The 16,280-nt window shown below is 39.9% G+C and carries 14 protein-coding genes and 2 pseudogenes; all 16 read left to right on the forward strand.

Annotated elements, in window-relative coordinates:
- Positions 1 to 10: 10 nt before the first annotated feature.
- The 16 genes and pseudogenes from FFONT_RS03130 to pstS all read left to right on the forward strand — a co-directional run bounded on the left by FFONT_RS03130 (position 11) and on the right by pstS (position 16,273).
- The gene (locus tag FFONT_RS03130; RefSeq protein ID WP_158308296.1) at positions 11 to 1,057 is read left to right on the forward strand and encodes a glycosyltransferase family 2 protein; all 1,047 of its coding nucleotides are present in this window, start codon (positions 11 to 13) and stop codon (positions 1,055 to 1,057) included.
- A 14-nt stretch (positions 1,058 to 1,071) separates the two neighbouring features.
- Positions 1,072 to 2,835, forward strand: a complete 1,764-nt coding sequence (locus FFONT_RS03135) for a hypothetical protein (RefSeq protein WP_014557776.1) — start codon at positions 1,072 to 1,074, stop codon at positions 2,833 to 2,835.
- A gap of 41 nt (positions 2,836 to 2,876) precedes the next feature.
- Positions 2,877 to 4,022, forward strand: coding sequence for a glycosyltransferase family 4 protein (locus FFONT_RS03140; protein ID WP_014557777.1), 1,146 nt, complete (start codon positions 2,877 to 2,879; stop codon positions 4,020 to 4,022).
- A gap of 562 nt (positions 4,023 to 4,584) precedes the next feature.
- Entirely contained in the window at positions 4,585 to 5,568 is a 984-nt protein-coding gene (locus FFONT_RS03145; protein WP_014557779.1) for a hypothetical protein, read from the forward strand.
- Between the two features lie 214 nt (positions 5,569 to 5,782).
- Complete coding sequence (locus FFONT_RS06975) at positions 5,783 to 6,004, forward strand: hypothetical protein (protein WP_158308297.1); 222 nt, start codon at positions 5,783 to 5,785, stop codon at positions 6,002 to 6,004.
- 180 nt (positions 6,005 to 6,184) lie between these two features.
- Entirely contained in the window at positions 6,185 to 7,387 is a 1,203-nt protein-coding gene (locus FFONT_RS03155) for a glycosyltransferase family 4 protein (protein WP_158308298.1), read from the forward strand.
- A gap of 206 nt (positions 7,388 to 7,593) precedes the next feature.
- Positions 7,594 to 8,784, forward strand: a complete 1,191-nt coding sequence (locus tag FFONT_RS03160; protein ID WP_014557782.1) for a polysaccharide pyruvyl transferase family protein — start codon at positions 7,594 to 7,596, stop codon at positions 8,782 to 8,784.
- Positions 8,781 to 10,094 carry a Coenzyme F420 hydrogenase/dehydrogenase, beta subunit C-terminal domain gene (locus tag FFONT_RS03165; protein WP_014557783.1) on the forward strand — a complete coding sequence of 438 codons (1,314 nt, stop codon included), beginning with the start codon at positions 8,781 to 8,783 and terminating at the stop codon, positions 10,092 to 10,094. The genes FFONT_RS03160 and FFONT_RS03165 overlap by 4 nt, the downstream gene beginning before the upstream one ends.
- Positions 10,095 to 10,382: 288 nt before the next feature.
- Positions 10,383 to 10,532, forward strand: coding sequence for a hypothetical protein (locus FFONT_RS06980; protein ID WP_158308299.1), 150 nt, complete (start codon positions 10,383 to 10,385; stop codon positions 10,530 to 10,532).
- A gap of 816 nt (positions 10,533 to 11,348) precedes the next feature.
- On the forward strand, positions 11,349 to 11,711 hold the full coding sequence (locus FFONT_RS03170; protein WP_148683584.1) for a hypothetical protein: 363 nt from the start codon (positions 11,349 to 11,351) through the stop codon (positions 11,709 to 11,711).
- 76 nt (positions 11,712 to 11,787) lie between these two features.
- Entirely contained in the window at positions 11,788 to 12,315 is a 528-nt protein-coding gene (locus FFONT_RS03175; protein ID WP_148683585.1) for a hypothetical protein, read from the forward strand.
- Between the two features lie 13 nt (positions 12,316 to 12,328).
- Positions 12,329 to 12,649 (forward strand): annotated as a pseudogene (locus FFONT_RS03180) (glycosyltransferase); the annotation flags it as partial.
- Between the two features lie 66 nt (positions 12,650 to 12,715).
- Positions 12,716 to 13,355, forward strand: a pseudogene (locus FFONT_RS03185) (NAD-dependent epimerase/dehydratase family protein); the annotation flags it as partial.
- Positions 13,356 to 13,367: 12 nt separating this feature from the next.
- On the forward strand, positions 13,368 to 13,640 hold the full coding sequence (locus FFONT_RS07205) for a Rossmann-fold NAD(P)-binding domain-containing protein (protein ID WP_014557789.1): 273 nt from the start codon (positions 13,368 to 13,370) through the stop codon (positions 13,638 to 13,640).
- Positions 13,641 to 13,921: 281 nt separating this feature from the next.
- Entirely contained in the window at positions 13,922 to 14,785 is an 864-nt protein-coding gene (locus FFONT_RS03195; RefSeq protein WP_014557790.1) for a nucleotidyltransferase family protein, read from the forward strand.
- Positions 14,786 to 15,070: 285 nt separating this feature from the next.
- Positions 15,071 to 16,273, forward strand: a complete 1,203-nt coding sequence (gene pstS, locus FFONT_RS03200; RefSeq protein ID WP_014557791.1) for a phosphate ABC transporter substrate-binding protein PstS — start codon at positions 15,071 to 15,073, stop codon at positions 16,271 to 16,273.
- The last annotated feature ends 7 nt before the right edge of the window (positions 16,274 to 16,280 follow it).

A 16,280-nucleotide genomic window follows, 5' to 3' on the forward strand; every position in this document is an offset into this window, starting at 1 on the left:
AATGATCACTATGTGTGAAAAAGAGGCATCAACGTGTGTCAGTATTGTTTTAACAACTTATAATGATGAGGATACAATATCAGCAGTTCTTAACAGTATTTATACATTAGGATTAGATCTAAACCATATAGAGTTAATAATAGTTGACGGAGGTAGTACTGATAAGACTCTTAGTATAATTAATGACTTTCTTTCTAACAATGCGATATACTTTAAACGTAATTTGTTAATAGTTCATGATAAAAATTACGGAATATCAAGGGCACGTAATGACGGAATTAGAGAGGCACGGTGTCCGTATGTGCTAATACTAGACAGTGATATAGTGCTGCCAAGTAATGCGTTAGAGACAATGCTACAATACTTGATAAGTGAACGAAAAACTAAAAAAGTTGTAGGCGTTAAACCACTAATAGATACGGCTCCTTTTATATTTAAGGTTATCGCACAAGGTAAGATACATCGTAAGAATTTGGGTGCCTGTGAAGCTTTTTTAGCATCAACCGAGATATTAATGAAAAATATGTATGATGAAACTATGGGTCCACCTCACTCATCTGATGAAGATATTGAATTAGGAGCTCGACTATTAAAGCAAGGTCTCGAAATACACATGCTTGGCTTTATTACGGCACATCATATTAAATCCCCGCAAAGCTTATATGTGACGACAACTAGATCTAAAAAGAAATACCTTATAAAAATATTAAAAATAATACGTAGTTATTATACTCCTTACGTGAAATATGGATTCAAAAGATACTTTAAGAGCCTTCCTATCTTAATTAAATTTTCATATATTTTAGACATGATAACGTATATGACTATGATAATGATTATTGCTCTCTCAGTAATTACAATCAGCTGGCATACTCAATTTTCATATTGTTCAGGACTATTAAGTATTATGTTCACTAGTTCGATCATTAGTTCATTAATTATTAAGATTATTTTCGAATTAAAAGGCTTATTCGATTATAGAACTCTGCATTATATAGTTTTATACGCATTCCTGCAGTCAATTAATAGATTCTTAAGAATGTTATCCTTGATTTAGCCTAATTGATAAGTATGAATAATAAGAAACTGTTAATGTATAATATTATTATTTTAATAGTAATACTTATCATATATGATTATACAACTATAAGTGGAACAGTGACTAATAATTATAATATCGCATTGTTCGTACAAAGATTATTGTTGATAATTCAGTTTGTTTCATTAGCGATCCTTAATGTAAAAATCTTCTTCAAGGCAAATTTATCAAAATATGATATGTTATACTTAGTTTTATCTATTGCACTAGCGCTTAATGCTGAATATATTACGCATATTTTTTCATCCGGAGCATATTATTTACTTCAGAACGATTATCAAATTCTTCCTACAATGAGAACACCAGCAGCCATTCTCATGTTAGATAGTGGTCAATTAAAAATTATAGATCCACATTATTTGTTCCCATCAGAATTCATAATAGTATGGTTATTGAGTAAATTCACAGGTCTAAATGTTGCTTCTTCATATATAATTAGTTTTGGTATGATGCAATTAACTCTATGGATATCGATATTTCTAGCTATATTTAATAGTTATAAATTATTTATAACCAATAGTAAATCTTATATATATAACTTTATGCTAATACTATCAATAACATTGCTTATATTTAATGGACCTGGATTTTTCTTTTCCGAATTTTCAATAGGAAAACCTCTTCTTCTTTTAATACTTCTAAGCATGATTAATATAAAGAATAAAAGATACATTATTAATGAAACTAATTTATTAATTATCCTTCTATTAACGTTAGGAATTATATTAAATTCATTAAGAGATACCATAGCATTAATTATGATATTCACTATATCAATAATCTACCTTTTACTATCTAATCAATCCGTGAGTGGCAATAGATCAGGGAAATTAAGAATACTTATCCACACCTTTATAATAGTAATATCTCTATCAATGATTAGGATTTTATATTTTGGCTCACTCTATCTAGTAGGATATCATGACTATGTTAAATACTTGCTTGATGCATTATTAAAAGCATTAGAGATTGGATTTAAGTTTCAAAGACCTCCACTTCATACAATAGCCTATTCAGATATTAACATTATTGATAAGATTCTTAATTTATCTGGCTCAATAGATTTATTCCTATTGTTTACTATGCTTGGTATAATATCTATTTATCTAATGTATAACTTATTAAAAGATACTCATGGTGATATAGATCATTCTATATTCGCAGGTATATATACATCTTATATATTAACAGGCGCAGTTGCAGCAATGGCTTACATTGTAAATATTTCGGCATATTTTAATATTGATTTCGAGGTATTCTTTTCTCTTATTCCATACTCAGCATTAATGCCTCTTGGTTTTGTTTTGCTTTTAAAAGATAGACATATCAATATTGATAAACATAGAGAAATTAAAATCATTATAGTATTTTTGATAATCTTTATGACTATGTTCTCATCATTTGGATTAGCGAATCGTACATTTGTTAGATCAATCATTGATATCAGAAATGATCCCAATAATCCAGATAATGCTATTATACAGTTAAATCAGTTATATTATCTTCTTACAAATAATTACGATTATAAAATATTGTATGTAGAGTATAATGCGGGTTATATTCAATTATATCTGACTCTTCCATTAATGTATGACGGATTTAATACAATTAATAAGTATTCATGTAAGTTACCTTATAATAATATTATTTATAGTAATGGTATCTTTAATATAGATTTATATGAACAGAAATATGCTTTATTATGCCAGAAATATGCGGTGGTGCTACCGTATTAGTAACGTTATAATATGGGTTAAACTTTAAAAGGGTATTAAGAATGAAGATAGCTGTCATACATGATTCATTGAATAATGGTGGAGGTGCTGAGAGACTCGCTGTTTATATGGCTAAGACTCTTAGTGAGTCTGGTTATGATGTTTATCTTGTGACAATGGAGAAGACGAACTGGCTTAGGTTAAGGGGAATTATGGGGGATGATGTGGAAAGTTACTTTAAAGGTGAAGTAATTATACCTTACTTGAAACTCCCTCTTTCACTATATGATAGGTTTAATGCATGGCTTATTAGGGATATAGTAGCCTTCTCCTTAAAGGTAAGGAGTCGTTATGATTTAACCATAGTAACTAAACAATATGGTATACCAATACTCGCGGATATAGCCTATATTCATTTCCCTGACTTTTACCCAGGGGTGGAGTCGCTGTATTATCCTGAGAGATACGTTAAAAATACGTTCCTGAGAATATACTCCATGCCATATAGGCTAATTTTAAAGGCATTGCTTGAGCTATATAAAGTGATAGATTATAGGCCCTTAATACTCACTAATTCATCATTTAGTAAAGCCGTGATTGAAAGATGGTTAAGGACGCCAGCCATAGTACTTTACCCGCCTGTAAATGTGGAAAAATACCTTAAATATTCCAGCAATAAGCAAAGGGATAATTTAGTGGTTAGTATAGGCAGGATTGAGAGAGCTAAAGGGCTTCATGTAATACCCTACGTAGCTAAGGAGACCTCAGGAATCAAATATGCAATAGTCGGTCTAGTAAGTGACCATAAGTACTTAGCCGAGATTAATGAATTAATTAAAAAACTCAACGTGGAAGATAAAGTTAAAATACTTAATAATTTGAACGAGGATAAGAAGCTTAAAATATTATCAAGAGCTAAAGTGTATTTTCATCCAATGAAGTATGAACATTTCGGTATATCTATAATTGAAGCCATGGCTGCTGGATTAGTTCCAGTGGTAAATAGGATGAGTGGGTCATGGAGTGATATTATAAAATTTGGCAAGTATGGATTAGGTTGTGACGGCCAGGATGATTGCGCTAATATGATTACCTACGCAGTAAATAAGTATGACCAATTATCTAAAATAGCTACTATGCGTGTACGATACTTCAATTATGAACGGTTCAAAGACAATTTAACAAGAATACTTAAAAAATTTTCTTAAAATACAAAGGATTTAATTATATTAAGGCTTTGTTTTAGATAATGAAGAGCTAGCAATTGTTCATTTCTAATTCCTCTTATTCTGTAGCCTGGCAAGTAAAAGTCATTCATGTTCTGTCTAGATTTAAAACCCATATTTACTCCTCTAATTCCCAAATCTAATTAATAATCAATAGTAGGTATTAACGTTTTGCTAAATAATCCTTGCCCTTGCATGCTAATAAACCCATGCCATTGATGATATAATTTCGGTGATTTGAAATAGTTAATCAACAATTTAATTGATTTTAAGTGTTCATAACAACATTGGGTAGCAAGTACGGAAAGCCCATGAATTATTGCTGTTTCATCGTGATATCTATGGAATGGTACATGATTCCTCAAATCTCTTTCCAATCATTCTTTAGCAATCATAGGTATGAATATATATGGCAGTTCAATGGAACATTACTATACTCTTAAAGCCTAATTTACCGGCGAATGCATTAGCAAGCATTAACCATCTAATTCTCTCCCACAGGATTAATATTGTATCGATATTGTAGTCACGAGACACCCTAGTTATGTTATTTTTTTCTCCTGAGTACAAGTACTGGTACGGAACTCAAGATGTTGAAAGAAAGTATCCATTCCCCGCTATCATGCTTGCTATAGTAAAAATCGTGACAGATATACCTCTGGGCACACTTCCTTTGCTACCCCTTCCAGGTATTGTCATAGTTATCATATTTTACCTGATACTTAAATTAGCAGTGCGGGAATTCAAAAACATACTTAATAAATTCGTTCTAATATCATTTCTAACGATGTATTTAGCGGTGTTCACATTGTTAGGTCTACACGCCTTTTACGTTGGACGAGCTACACTAGGCGTCGCTCTTGTCATGCTTTATGTATTCGTACTTATCAAGTTACATGTATTCAAGGGCATCGAAGTACCGTCAGTGGTTGCTTTAATTTTTTTGATGCTAGCTTCGACCTTTACTTATTACACTACGTCTCTGGCGGTGTTTGTACTTCCAACCACATTACTGATGTCTGGCCTAATCAGCAAGAATAGTAAAGGATATAACAGCAATATTAATATGAACGTGCTGAAAACATTAGCCATAATAGGCCTTATCCTGATATACTTCCAACCAATTGTGTCTTCACTTGTTAAATCTGCATCTCCCTCTACATTTTTCTATAATTTGTACAAGTTCGTGTTGGCTCAATTAAAGTTTGAAAAGGAGAGTGAAGCGTATTTGCTAAATGTTGGTTATGTAGAGATCGATCTCTTTACTCGCATTACAGGTGTTTGGTTTAGTTATTTCATAAGAATTGCTATCGTAGTTATTGTTACATATACCTTTATGTACCTTTATGCGATATCTACCATCGCGGACTACGAAAACGATAGAATGGGTGATCGCCGCCATAGCAATAGGTGGCTTGGTAGCCGAACTGCCATATACCTTACATGTGCCTACAGTATCGTTAAGGTTTGTAACAATATTTGGAGTGCCACTACTCCTGTTAATTGTCGTAAAAGGCTTTCAAAATAAAGGCAAATCTAGACATATTGTAGTAAGGCTTTTTTCAATTATTATAATGGTAGTAGTGCTACTCAACTTTTTCGCAAATATTTACAGCTCTACAAAGTACTCACACCCCAGAATTTTTGGTATTGAAAACATAAGACCCTTAACCAAGTTTATCTGTTCAAACTCCGGCAGCCATATTCAAATTGCAGCAAGTGATGCTTACTATGCTGCATTTTTGACATATTTTTGTGTTACTTCAAATAGCATGTTTATTACTGTTCCTCTGGGCAAGAATGCAATAAGCTTGAAGCTGGCACTGCATAATGTAAGCATGCTTACCGATTTTATAATTCACAATTTAAAAGAGGGAGGAATCACATATCTAGTATATGTCGACGATGGATACCCCCCTATTTGGGGATGCTTGGGGGTATGCGGTATCTTTATCTCCGTTTGACTTTGCAAAGTTTTATCGGTATATGTCTTTAATATATGTGAATGGTAAATCTGTAGTGTTAACATTAAGTATTTAAGTATTTGAGTCATATAGTTCTGTGTTATCGGGAAACCTCGTGAGATCATGAAGTTACTAGCTATCTCTCATGGCTTAGTACTCGGTGGTGCCCAGCTTTCAACTTTGGAGTTTCTTGAATTACTAAAAGATAGGGTTGAAGTTAAAGTTCTCACGTGCGATAATGCTGTTAACAGCTTTACGCAGGGCTTAAGGAACCTGGGCCTAGAGGTTTACAAAGTTACCTGCTTAAGGAAACTCAACTACCCTATTATGTTATACAATCCCTCTGTTGAAAAGCTTGTCAAGTGGGCTGATATCATTTGGATTACCGATATAGAATTCACTATTGCTTATCAAATTAAGGAAATTAAAAAGAATATCCCGATAGTAGCGCATTTACATAGTTATGCCTTGGTGTGTCCTTGGTGGGGGGCCTACTATAGTTTTAGAGAAACTTGCACAAGAAGATGTAGTATACGGAGAATCATCCAATGCAAATTGGGAATAAATAATGAGCTATCCAAGGTGGGATATTTAAACAAACGGAAAGCATGTATTTATAATGGGGCTAGCTTTCTCAAAGGTCCTCTAGACTACACGAGATGGCGACAGCTCGTTGGAGACGTTGTCGATAATATAGACGGGTTTATCGCGGTATCTAATTCGCTATGGAAGATTCACGTAGCACATATACCTCACCTGGGGAATAAGCCCCACGTGATTATTAAAAATCCCTCGGTAATGCCTCTTAAGTACATTTCGCCTAAGCCTCACAAAGCTTATGGTAACTACATCGTATACGCGTCTGGAGAAAATCCTCTAAAGGGTCCCCATGTTTTGCTTAAAGCATGGGTTGCGGTATCAAAGGAGCTTAAAGATTTAAAACTCTATATGATAAGATGTAAGGACACTTGCGTTGAGAGACAAGCTAAGAAACTGGCTTTGAAGAACATAACTTTCACAGACTACGTACCTCCGAAAGAACACTACGAACTCATGTATAGAGCACGTGCTGTAGTGATGCCTTCGCTTTGGCCGGAACCCTTCGGTCGTATTCCTATTGAAGCTAATCGTCTAGGGGTGCCTGCGATTGTCTCAGACACCGGAGGTTTACCTGAAATAATTATCAATGATACTACAGGATTTATTTTCAAAAGAGGGGACCCAGGCGATCTGATTACCAAAATATTAAAAGTATTCGATTTGAATTTCGAAAGACAGAGAATAATTGATTCGTCATTTGAAGTTGTAAATCCAAGTGAAAGTTTGAACCAATTGTTGGACTTTTTCAGGGATATAACATCAAGTTCCAAAGGGGTAAAATAACATAGATTGGCGGCCTTCTATCTGCATAACATCGCTACACGAAGATCCCTCCCAAACTTATTCTTGGAAATACCGGGATCCATAATTAATGAGACTGATCGATCTCTTGATGCGTTTTAAACTGCTATTGTATAGTTGAGGGAGGACTAGAAATCATTTGAAAGGTCGCTACCCAAGCTTATATAACCATTTCGGGAGGATATGAGGTGGTTAGCGTAGGAGTCCTTACCTTTCACTGGGCTAATCATGTTGGTGCTGTCCTGCAAGCGTATTGTATGCAGAGTATTTTATCTGATCTGGGTTTTGATGTAGAATTCATCAACTACATACCTAAGCTCGAGTCTCTCGTCAAAACGTATTCTGATGTGTTAAAGATCCCGAGGAAATATAGTGTGATACGCGGTCTTCTTAATCTTTCAATGTTTAGTGCCTTTAGGACAATTGTTGGCGAATTAGCTAATAGCTTATATGCATACAAAATGGAAAGATTGAAAAATGAGGAATTCGAGATCTTTAGGAAATCGCACCTTAAGTTGACAAAACCATTAACATCCTTAACGGAGCTCAAACAAGCAGCAGAGAAATACGACTATGTCGTTGTTGGTAGCGACCAGGTATGGAACCCGATCTTTCTTATGTATTCTGATTACGCGTATATACTTCCATTTAAGACAAGCTCAAAGAAGATGGCACTTGCTGCCAGTATAGGGGTAGATCCAAGTAACATCCCAAACCACATTCTTAATTATTTTAGGCTTGCATTAAGAGATTTTGATTTTATTTCCGTAAGGGAAAAAAGGCATGTTAGTATCCTCAGCAAGCTGATCGGACGCGATATATATCATATTCCTGACCCCGTGTTATTAGTGAGATCTGAGATTTTGAGTAATCTTGAGCAAAGAGTTGAATTTCCTTTTGATGAGTTTGTAATGGTTTATAATCTCGACCCTACGATTCTACCCCTGATCGATAAAATAAGTGAAGATCTTGGTTTGCCAGTAGTAATATACTCTAAGCCCTACGTATTTCCGTTATCACAGTATCTTCAGTACAGAAGATGGGGTAAATACGTGTCGATTTATAATGTTGGCCCTAAAGGGTTTATCTATTTGATCAAGAAAGCTTCTTATGTGATCACAAATAGTTATCATGGGGTAATACTCTCGATAAGGTTTAAAAAGAGTTTCGCTATAGTCCCAGGAGGTGTTGCGTCTAAGGTTCCATCACGTATAATTGACTTATTGGAAGAACTAGGTCTTCTTGATAGGGTTGTTAGTAATAGGTTAAAACTCATAAACACCGTTAAGAAGGATATCGACTGGGACAATGTTAACTTAAGAGTAGAAGAAATGAGTAAAAACGCTTATACACTATTAAGAGAGGCGTTTAAACGATGAGTAAGTCGCCAAGAATACCGCCAGACCTATGTTCCGGATGTGGTGTATGTTCACTTATATGTCCAAAAAACGCTATAAGATTTAGAGTTTTCACGAATGGGTACATTAGGCCTTTATTAGATTCAAGCAACTGTATCAATTGCTATCTATGTGAAAAGGTTTGCCCCTTTCTCGAGGAACCCAATTCTTTAATGTCGAGAGGTTTATATGGAAATAAAGAGAACGCATTGATTGGTAAATACCTGAAAGTAGTTTTAGCGTGGTCTACAAACAAGTATGTTAGATTTATGGGGAGTAGCGGAGGCGTAATCACCTCTCTACTCATTTATCTCTTAAGAAAGAGACATGTAGATGCGGTGGTAGTTCCAAAACTACATGTAATTAATGGTAGGGTTTTTGGTGTATATGAAGTTGTGACAGACCCGGCTAAGCTTATTGAGTACTCAGGCTCTATCTATGCTCCAATTTTTGGTGTCCATAAAGCACTTAAGGAAGTATCCCTGAGGAAATATAAGATCGCGATCGTAGCACTACCGTGTTTAATTAGAGGTTTAAGAAATGCTATGAGATTTAATCCGAGGCTTAGAAACAGTATTAGATACGTCTTTGGGGTATATTGCTATAACACGCCGAGTGCTTCGGCTACTGAGTACGTTATGAATACATTTCTTAACAACGTCTCCAATGTAAATCACGTCAGATTTAGAGGATTTGGATGGCCAGGTTATTTAATTATTCGGACAGTAAATGGTAGGTCTTTCAGGATAAAATACCAAGAATATTCCGATAGCGGATTTGGTCAGTATTTCTATGATTATTCATGCTTCATGTGTAATGATCAGACAGCTGAGTTGGCTGATATATCATTTGCGGATCCGTGGACATATCAAGTTGATATAGGTTTAGGTAAGACTTTAGTTGTGATAAGGACGGCTGAGGGTTGGAGGGTCTTTAGTGAAGCCGTTGAGGAAGGCTATATAGAGTATCGAGAATTACCATCATTCATATATGCAGTTCAATTCACAACTCTGTTGAAGAAAACCCTGAGAGGTTTCACACTTCTATCAAAACACGAAGTAACGAGAGGAAACTATGTGTTACCTCCAAGCATATCAACAATCGTACATGAGATAGATTATAGAGTAGGGCATTTTCTGGCATCGAATAAGAGGTTGTGGAACCTCTTGAGAATGTACGTAGAATTGAAACCATATGTATACTTGCCGTTAATAGCATTAGACTATAAGCTAAAAACTCGCTGGACGCAGATATTAATGAAGATTGTTAGCACTTGGAAAATAGGTAAATGAACTATTCGGGTTCTCCTTACAATAGGCAAACCTGAGTTGTGTTCTTTTATAAAAGTTTCGTTCACGATCTACTCATAGTGTGCAGGAAGACACTTGATCTCTCCGAGGGCTGTTATATAATTCGTTGCCCAGAGTTAAACTGGGGAAAGAGTGTTTTCTACGCATACGCGGAGACTCCGGGGGTGTCACGAGTTTCTTGCTCGTAGCCTTGTAGGGAGGGTGTTGTGGAAGCTTGCATCGGTATTTACATCATTGGTGTTGATATTGAGCCCGGTAGGTACGTAGATATTGTTCTACCGGCTGAGAGGACTGTTGATTACTTCGGTTCTAGATGTCGACATTAAAACTGCTGTTGAGAGGAAGAAAGATATTGTGTCGTTGAAAGAGCTTGAGTTTAAGAGGAAGCTGTACCTTTTACTTGAATATGCCTGTTGTTAATGCTGGAAGGAGTGTTGATGATGTTGTTCAAGAAGTCTGTGAGAAGCTAGGATTAGGGATAGTGAAAACATCCCATGGTATTTAGCATTTTAAAGCTTGAATTATGTTAAAGCTCCTAACATAGCCCGGTTCATCGATTGTACAGCAGTATGTGAGATTTTGAAAGTGGGCCGTGCCGAGACTGAGGTCGCCTTCTGGCGCTGAGTGCTTTGAAGATGCCGGCATCTGCTAAGGGCTCAGGCTGAGAAGCTTATCAACGGCGTGAAGCCAACGACAGCATCCCATTACCTATCATGCTAAGTGAGTTGTGTTGAATATAGTTCGTTTCTCAACTCTTTACTTTTCTTTTTCTGGGAGGTCTTGAAATTGCTCTGCAACTACTCGACTAGTAATCATGGTTTAACCAATGCCACGGTTTTAGGCATTAACCCTAGAATTCGCAACGAAGAGACTAACAACGCGGTTATTGATCACGTGGCTGATATGATCAAGGTCTTTACAAGTAAGGGTCTCGCTAGAATAGTCTTCGTATCGATCGGCTTTGGTAGCTTTCAATACAAGTTCCTTGGTTACGACTTGATGATGTCTCGGTAGTTCAACAACAGAGCTGAAGACCCAGTGTTCATTGGTGAAAAGCTCGATCAAAGGCGGGTGTGCTGTGCCTATCTAACTACCCTGTCAGTCAAGAAGCCTTTAACGGCAATCACACATGATACGCAGTCACCAGAGTTGATCAAAAGCACCGACAGTAACAATAGCGAGATTGCGACCATGGACCTAAAAGGCTAGACCATGATAGAACACCGAGAGTCATTAGTGGGAACACCGACAAAAGAGCTTCTTAGAAACGCTGAGGGCATTCGCGAAGTGCTCGTCGAAGCCTCTCGAGAGTTAACCTCGGAGATTTCCAGTGCGTGTAGGATTCTTCACCTGCCAGGGGTGGAGGTGTTGCTTTCTCTGAAGGAGTCCCAGGAAGAAGAAGGCGAAGGTACGCTTATCGAGTGCGGTAGGTACGATCCAGTTAGCAGGGAGATCCTGGTTTCTCTACCGTGTCTGTTAAGATCAGGTGGGAATATTGCTGATAAATTCCTTGAGACCGTCTCTCACGGGCTTGTTCACCACTGCCAGTTTGCTGGAGGCCCTGATAAAGTGTGTAAAGTAAAACTTGGTGTGAAGTAATGCAGAGTTGCTAAATAAGATCCTGCCCTATGCTCATAGACCACATGAAATCGAGGCTTATAGCAGGCAACGTAGGTTGAGCGAGTTAATTAAACATTACCTAGGTAAGTCTGGGAAGCTCATAATGAGGGTGTTACGTACGCTCAAAAACAATGTAGAGCTTGAACACCCACAGTGGTTTTCCACTCAAAGCATAGACACAAGAGATGAGTTTAGCGCTGGATCACTCTTCGAAACTCTAGAAAACTTCGGGGTTAACGAGGTTGTTGTTGACCCGGACTTGTCCAAGGAGCCTGGCGAAGCCCAAATATATGTGCTTACAGATAAGGGTGTGGCAATCAAGTATTTGGGGCGCGAAGATCCGCAGAGAGACATCTACATACCTCTAAAGCCTGTGAGCATTAGACTTCCCAGAGGAAAGTACCAGATTAAACACGTCAAGGCATCGTACGATTTCCTCGAAAGCACTCGAAGAAGCAAAGATCAAGATGTTGAATACAACGTTCTAAAGCCAGCAGAGGTAGAGAGCTACATTATTAATAACACTTGTAGGTTTAAACAAAAAGCGATTCGTGCGAAGGATCTGATCTCCTTAGAGCCATAAGGCACCTAATGTCGAATTTGTGGGTAGGGTCCCGCACGATTACTTAATGCAGGAGCACAGACGTGCCTGGGACCTGCTATTCCCCTCAATTAACGAAGAGCAGCTACCCTACGCTGTCGTGGAGTCGGTAGCTGCCGGTACAATGCCGTTGGTGACCAGGGTCGGGGGACTAGAGGAGGTACTCGAGGGGACGCCAGCCACAAAGTGCTTCTTCAGGCCAAACAACCACGTGGACTTGCTCGATAAAACCCTTGCTCTCGCGGGCGAAAGCCCCGAGAGGGTTGTAGAGCAGAGCCTGGAGACGAGGGGCACCGTGGTCAAGCGTCTCGAGTAGTCCGCTAGCCGGCTGGCCAGGTACCTTTTAGACTTGGTGTAACAGTAGATGAAGCAGGAGAGGGCGATGAGGGTTCTAGTGACGGGAGGGGCGGGTTTCATAGGCTCCCACCTCGTCAGATCTCTGGTGTTTTCCGGTTTTCAGGTTAGGGTACTCGACAACTTGTCGAGGGGATCGCTGGACAATATCAGGGGCGTGCTGGACTCTATAGAGTTTGTCGAGGGCGACGTGAGGGACTACGGCACTGTGGGAGACGCTGTCAGGGGCGTCGATGCCGTGGTGCACTTGGCGGCGCTAACAGACGTGGCGGAGTCCACTGTGGAGCCAGACCTGTACTTCGACGTGAACGTGAGGGGCACTTACAACGTCGCCAAGGCCTCCAGGAGCGTGAGCGTCTTTGTCTTCGCCTCGTCTAGCGCTGTCTACGGCGAGCCCGTTAAACTGCCCATACCGGAAGACCACCCCCTCCAGCCGAAGTCCCCCTACGCTGCTACGAAGGTTGCCGGGGAAGCCCTTGTCCTGTCTTTCAGCGAACTCTACGGTTATCGCCCTGTCGTCCTGAGACTATTCAACGTATACGGGCCTCGCCAGTCGAAGAGTTACACCGGTGTCATCACAGAGTTCATTAAGAGGGTCTCTAGAGGGGAGCCCCCGGTGATATACGGATGGGAGGCAGACCCGGGACTTTGTCCACGTAGCAGACGTTGTTGAGGCGGTGGTGACCTCTATAAAGAGCAGTAGGGCGAGAGGAGTTTATAACATAGGTAGCGGTAGGGCTGTGAGCGTAAACGAGCTCGCAAAGACAATAATGGAGCTAATGGGTCGCTTGGATCTAAAGCCTATATACAAACCCCCGAGGCCAGGTGACGTAAGGCACTCTGTTGCAAATATCTCCAGAGCCTTCACCGAGTTGAGATTTAACCCGAGAATATACCTTCTCGAAGGGTTAAGGGGGCTAATTTTAGGGGGCGTCGCTTCAGGGATGATGTGAACTACATACATGGGTAACGTAGATTGGCAACCTTGAAGAGAAAACTAGACAAAACGATCGTGTTCGTCTTTATCGGTGATCCATGGGTTGGTAAAACAACCCACATTATGGCGGTTTACAGGAGGCTAAAGCGATCTCAACATACACATAGCCTATGCTAAAAAAGTGTTTTTGGTCTTTACCAAAGTATATAAATAGACAAGATTATACGGATGATGAAGTCCTCATAGGCACTTCTGAACTGAGCCCCATCGAAGTAGTTGCCAGGGTGTTGAAGTGCGTTGGAAACCAATACGGTTAAGCTTATCAGAGCTCTCGAAGGCTCAGCGAAGCTTCAAGAAGATGAGCTTAAAGGGCTTCTGAAGCTTGCTGGAGAGAACAAGGTGCTCCTGGGGCTCTTGAGGAAAACGAATTCACGTGATGAAATAAGAAGAAATGAGGAGAGAAGATACAGGAGGTTCGCTGGAAGCGTTATCGAGGTAGCCGAAGCTCTAAAAGATCTGAACTACGCACTTCACAAGTTCAGAAAGCCAGTTGAGCACGTTTCAGTAGACATCGATGTCCTCATCGATAGGAAGGATCTAACCAAAGCTGCCAGGAGGCTCTCGGATAGAGGATTCAGGGTCGAGGTCAGCGAGAAATATACTGTGACCATGACCAGAGGTTCAACAATAGTTGACCTCTACACGAATCCTGCTTTCGCCTGGGTTATCTATTTGGATGGTTCCAAGCTGCTCGAGTGTTGCATCGAGGATTTCGAATTCGAGGGATACACGCTGAAAGGTCTGAGCAGAGAGGCAGAGGTCGTTGTCTCTGCATCGCACGCAGTGTACAAGGAGCATATCTATCTATTAATAGACTATTTCACTGTCAAGAAGTGGCTCGATGAGAAGGCTTTGAAGCTCTCAGTTGAGTTCGGAGCAGAGGAATCGATAAAGATCGCTTCCATGCTGAACGATTTGGTTGAAAGCGGCTCGATGGAGTTGCCTTCGAGGATCCCCCCGGCTCTCCTCGCCAGAGCCTATTCGCTTAAGTTTCTTAAAGATGAAGAGTTCAGAGCAACATCTCCGAACTTACTGAAGTACCTCATTTCTGAGAGAGCGGGTAAAGCTATATTCTGGAGGTTAACTAGAAAAACATACTGAAGGATTGGCTTTTCTGATCGAAACTTTTTCTATACTTTAAAGCTTTTTTCGCTTAACGAAGTTTTGAAGAAAGCATCAGTTTCCAGGCAATAGAAAATCTAAAAAGCAGAAGGCTCGCGGGCTCGAGGCAAAAGTTCCAGTTAAAAGAATTTAGATTGATAAAGTGGTGCATGAATATAAAAAATATTTAGAATATATCAAAATTTAAAAATCTATAGATATTAGAGATTTTTTTAGTAAGTTATATAAACTCCTTCTATTCTATCTTATTTTAAGGAGATAAAAATGAAGGAAAGAGCAATATCTTATCTGGCTGTGACTGTCATAATAGCAGTTCTAGTGCTGGCATCGGTCGGAGCATACTTGGCTCTGAGCAAAGGCAGCTCAAGCACTCCAACATCTACACCTTCTCAGACTTCGACGCCTTCTCAAACGACCTCTGCCCCGATACAGACAACAACCCAGAAGCCCCCTGCTACAACAACGACATCTCAGCTTTCAGTGACGCTCAAGGCTGGAGGAGCGACCTTCCCGCTACCCCAGTACATAGCCTGGATAAACGAGTTCATGAAGAATTATCCCAACATCAAGATATCTTATGAGGGTGTGGGCTCGGGGGCGGGGCAGTCCAACTTCTTCGCAGGAGTCTTCGACTTCGCTGGAAGCGATCCGCCTCTCTCCAAATCTCAATGGAGCAACTACACGGGGAGGGTCATGCAGATCCCGATAGTCGCTGGTGCCATAGTAATAGTCTACAACGTACCGAACTTGAACGGGCAGCTCAAGGTGACTCCAGAGATACTCGCCATGATATACAACGGGACGATTGAGTACTGGGACGACCCGGCCATAAGGCAGGTGAACCCCAACCTCAACCTCCCCCACCAGAAGATCTTCGTCGTCTTCAGATCTGATGCTTCCGGAACGCAGGAGATATTCACGACATATCTGAACGTCGCTGCCCCGCAGTACTGGCCGACCTCCCTCGTGGGTAAGGCTCCAGACTACCCAGTTAAGGCCACTGGGAGGGCTGCTGGAGGTCAAGGTAACCCGGGCGTAGCTGCAATACTCAACCAGACTCCATACTCAATAGGGTTCGTTGAGTGGAACTACGCCATTCAGCAGAACATGACGATGGCACTGCTCAGAAATGCCAATGGGAACTATGTGCTCCCTACTACTCAGGGAATCATCGAGGCATTGAACTCCGCCGGGGGGAGCATACCTCTAGACCCCTTCGCCGACTTCAGCCAGGACATAAAGGCATTCCTCAACCTCCCAGGGAACGATTCTTACCCAATAATCGCTGCTACTCACCTCTTGGTGTGGGGCAAGTACCAGAACAAGGACATTGCGAAGGGTATTGCCACGTTCCTGGAATGGATTCTCAAGTACGGAGATAACTACATAGTTCCTGGATATGCTCCGGTCGGGAGCACGTTGAAGCAGATAGGCTATAAGGCTGTGGATGTCCTGAACAGCCAGTGAAAGGATG

The organism is Fervidicoccus fontis Kam940 (assembly GCF_000258425.1).
Lineage (GTDB): Archaea > Thermoproteota > Thermoprotei_A > Sulfolobales > Fervidicoccaceae > Fervidicoccus > Fervidicoccus fontis.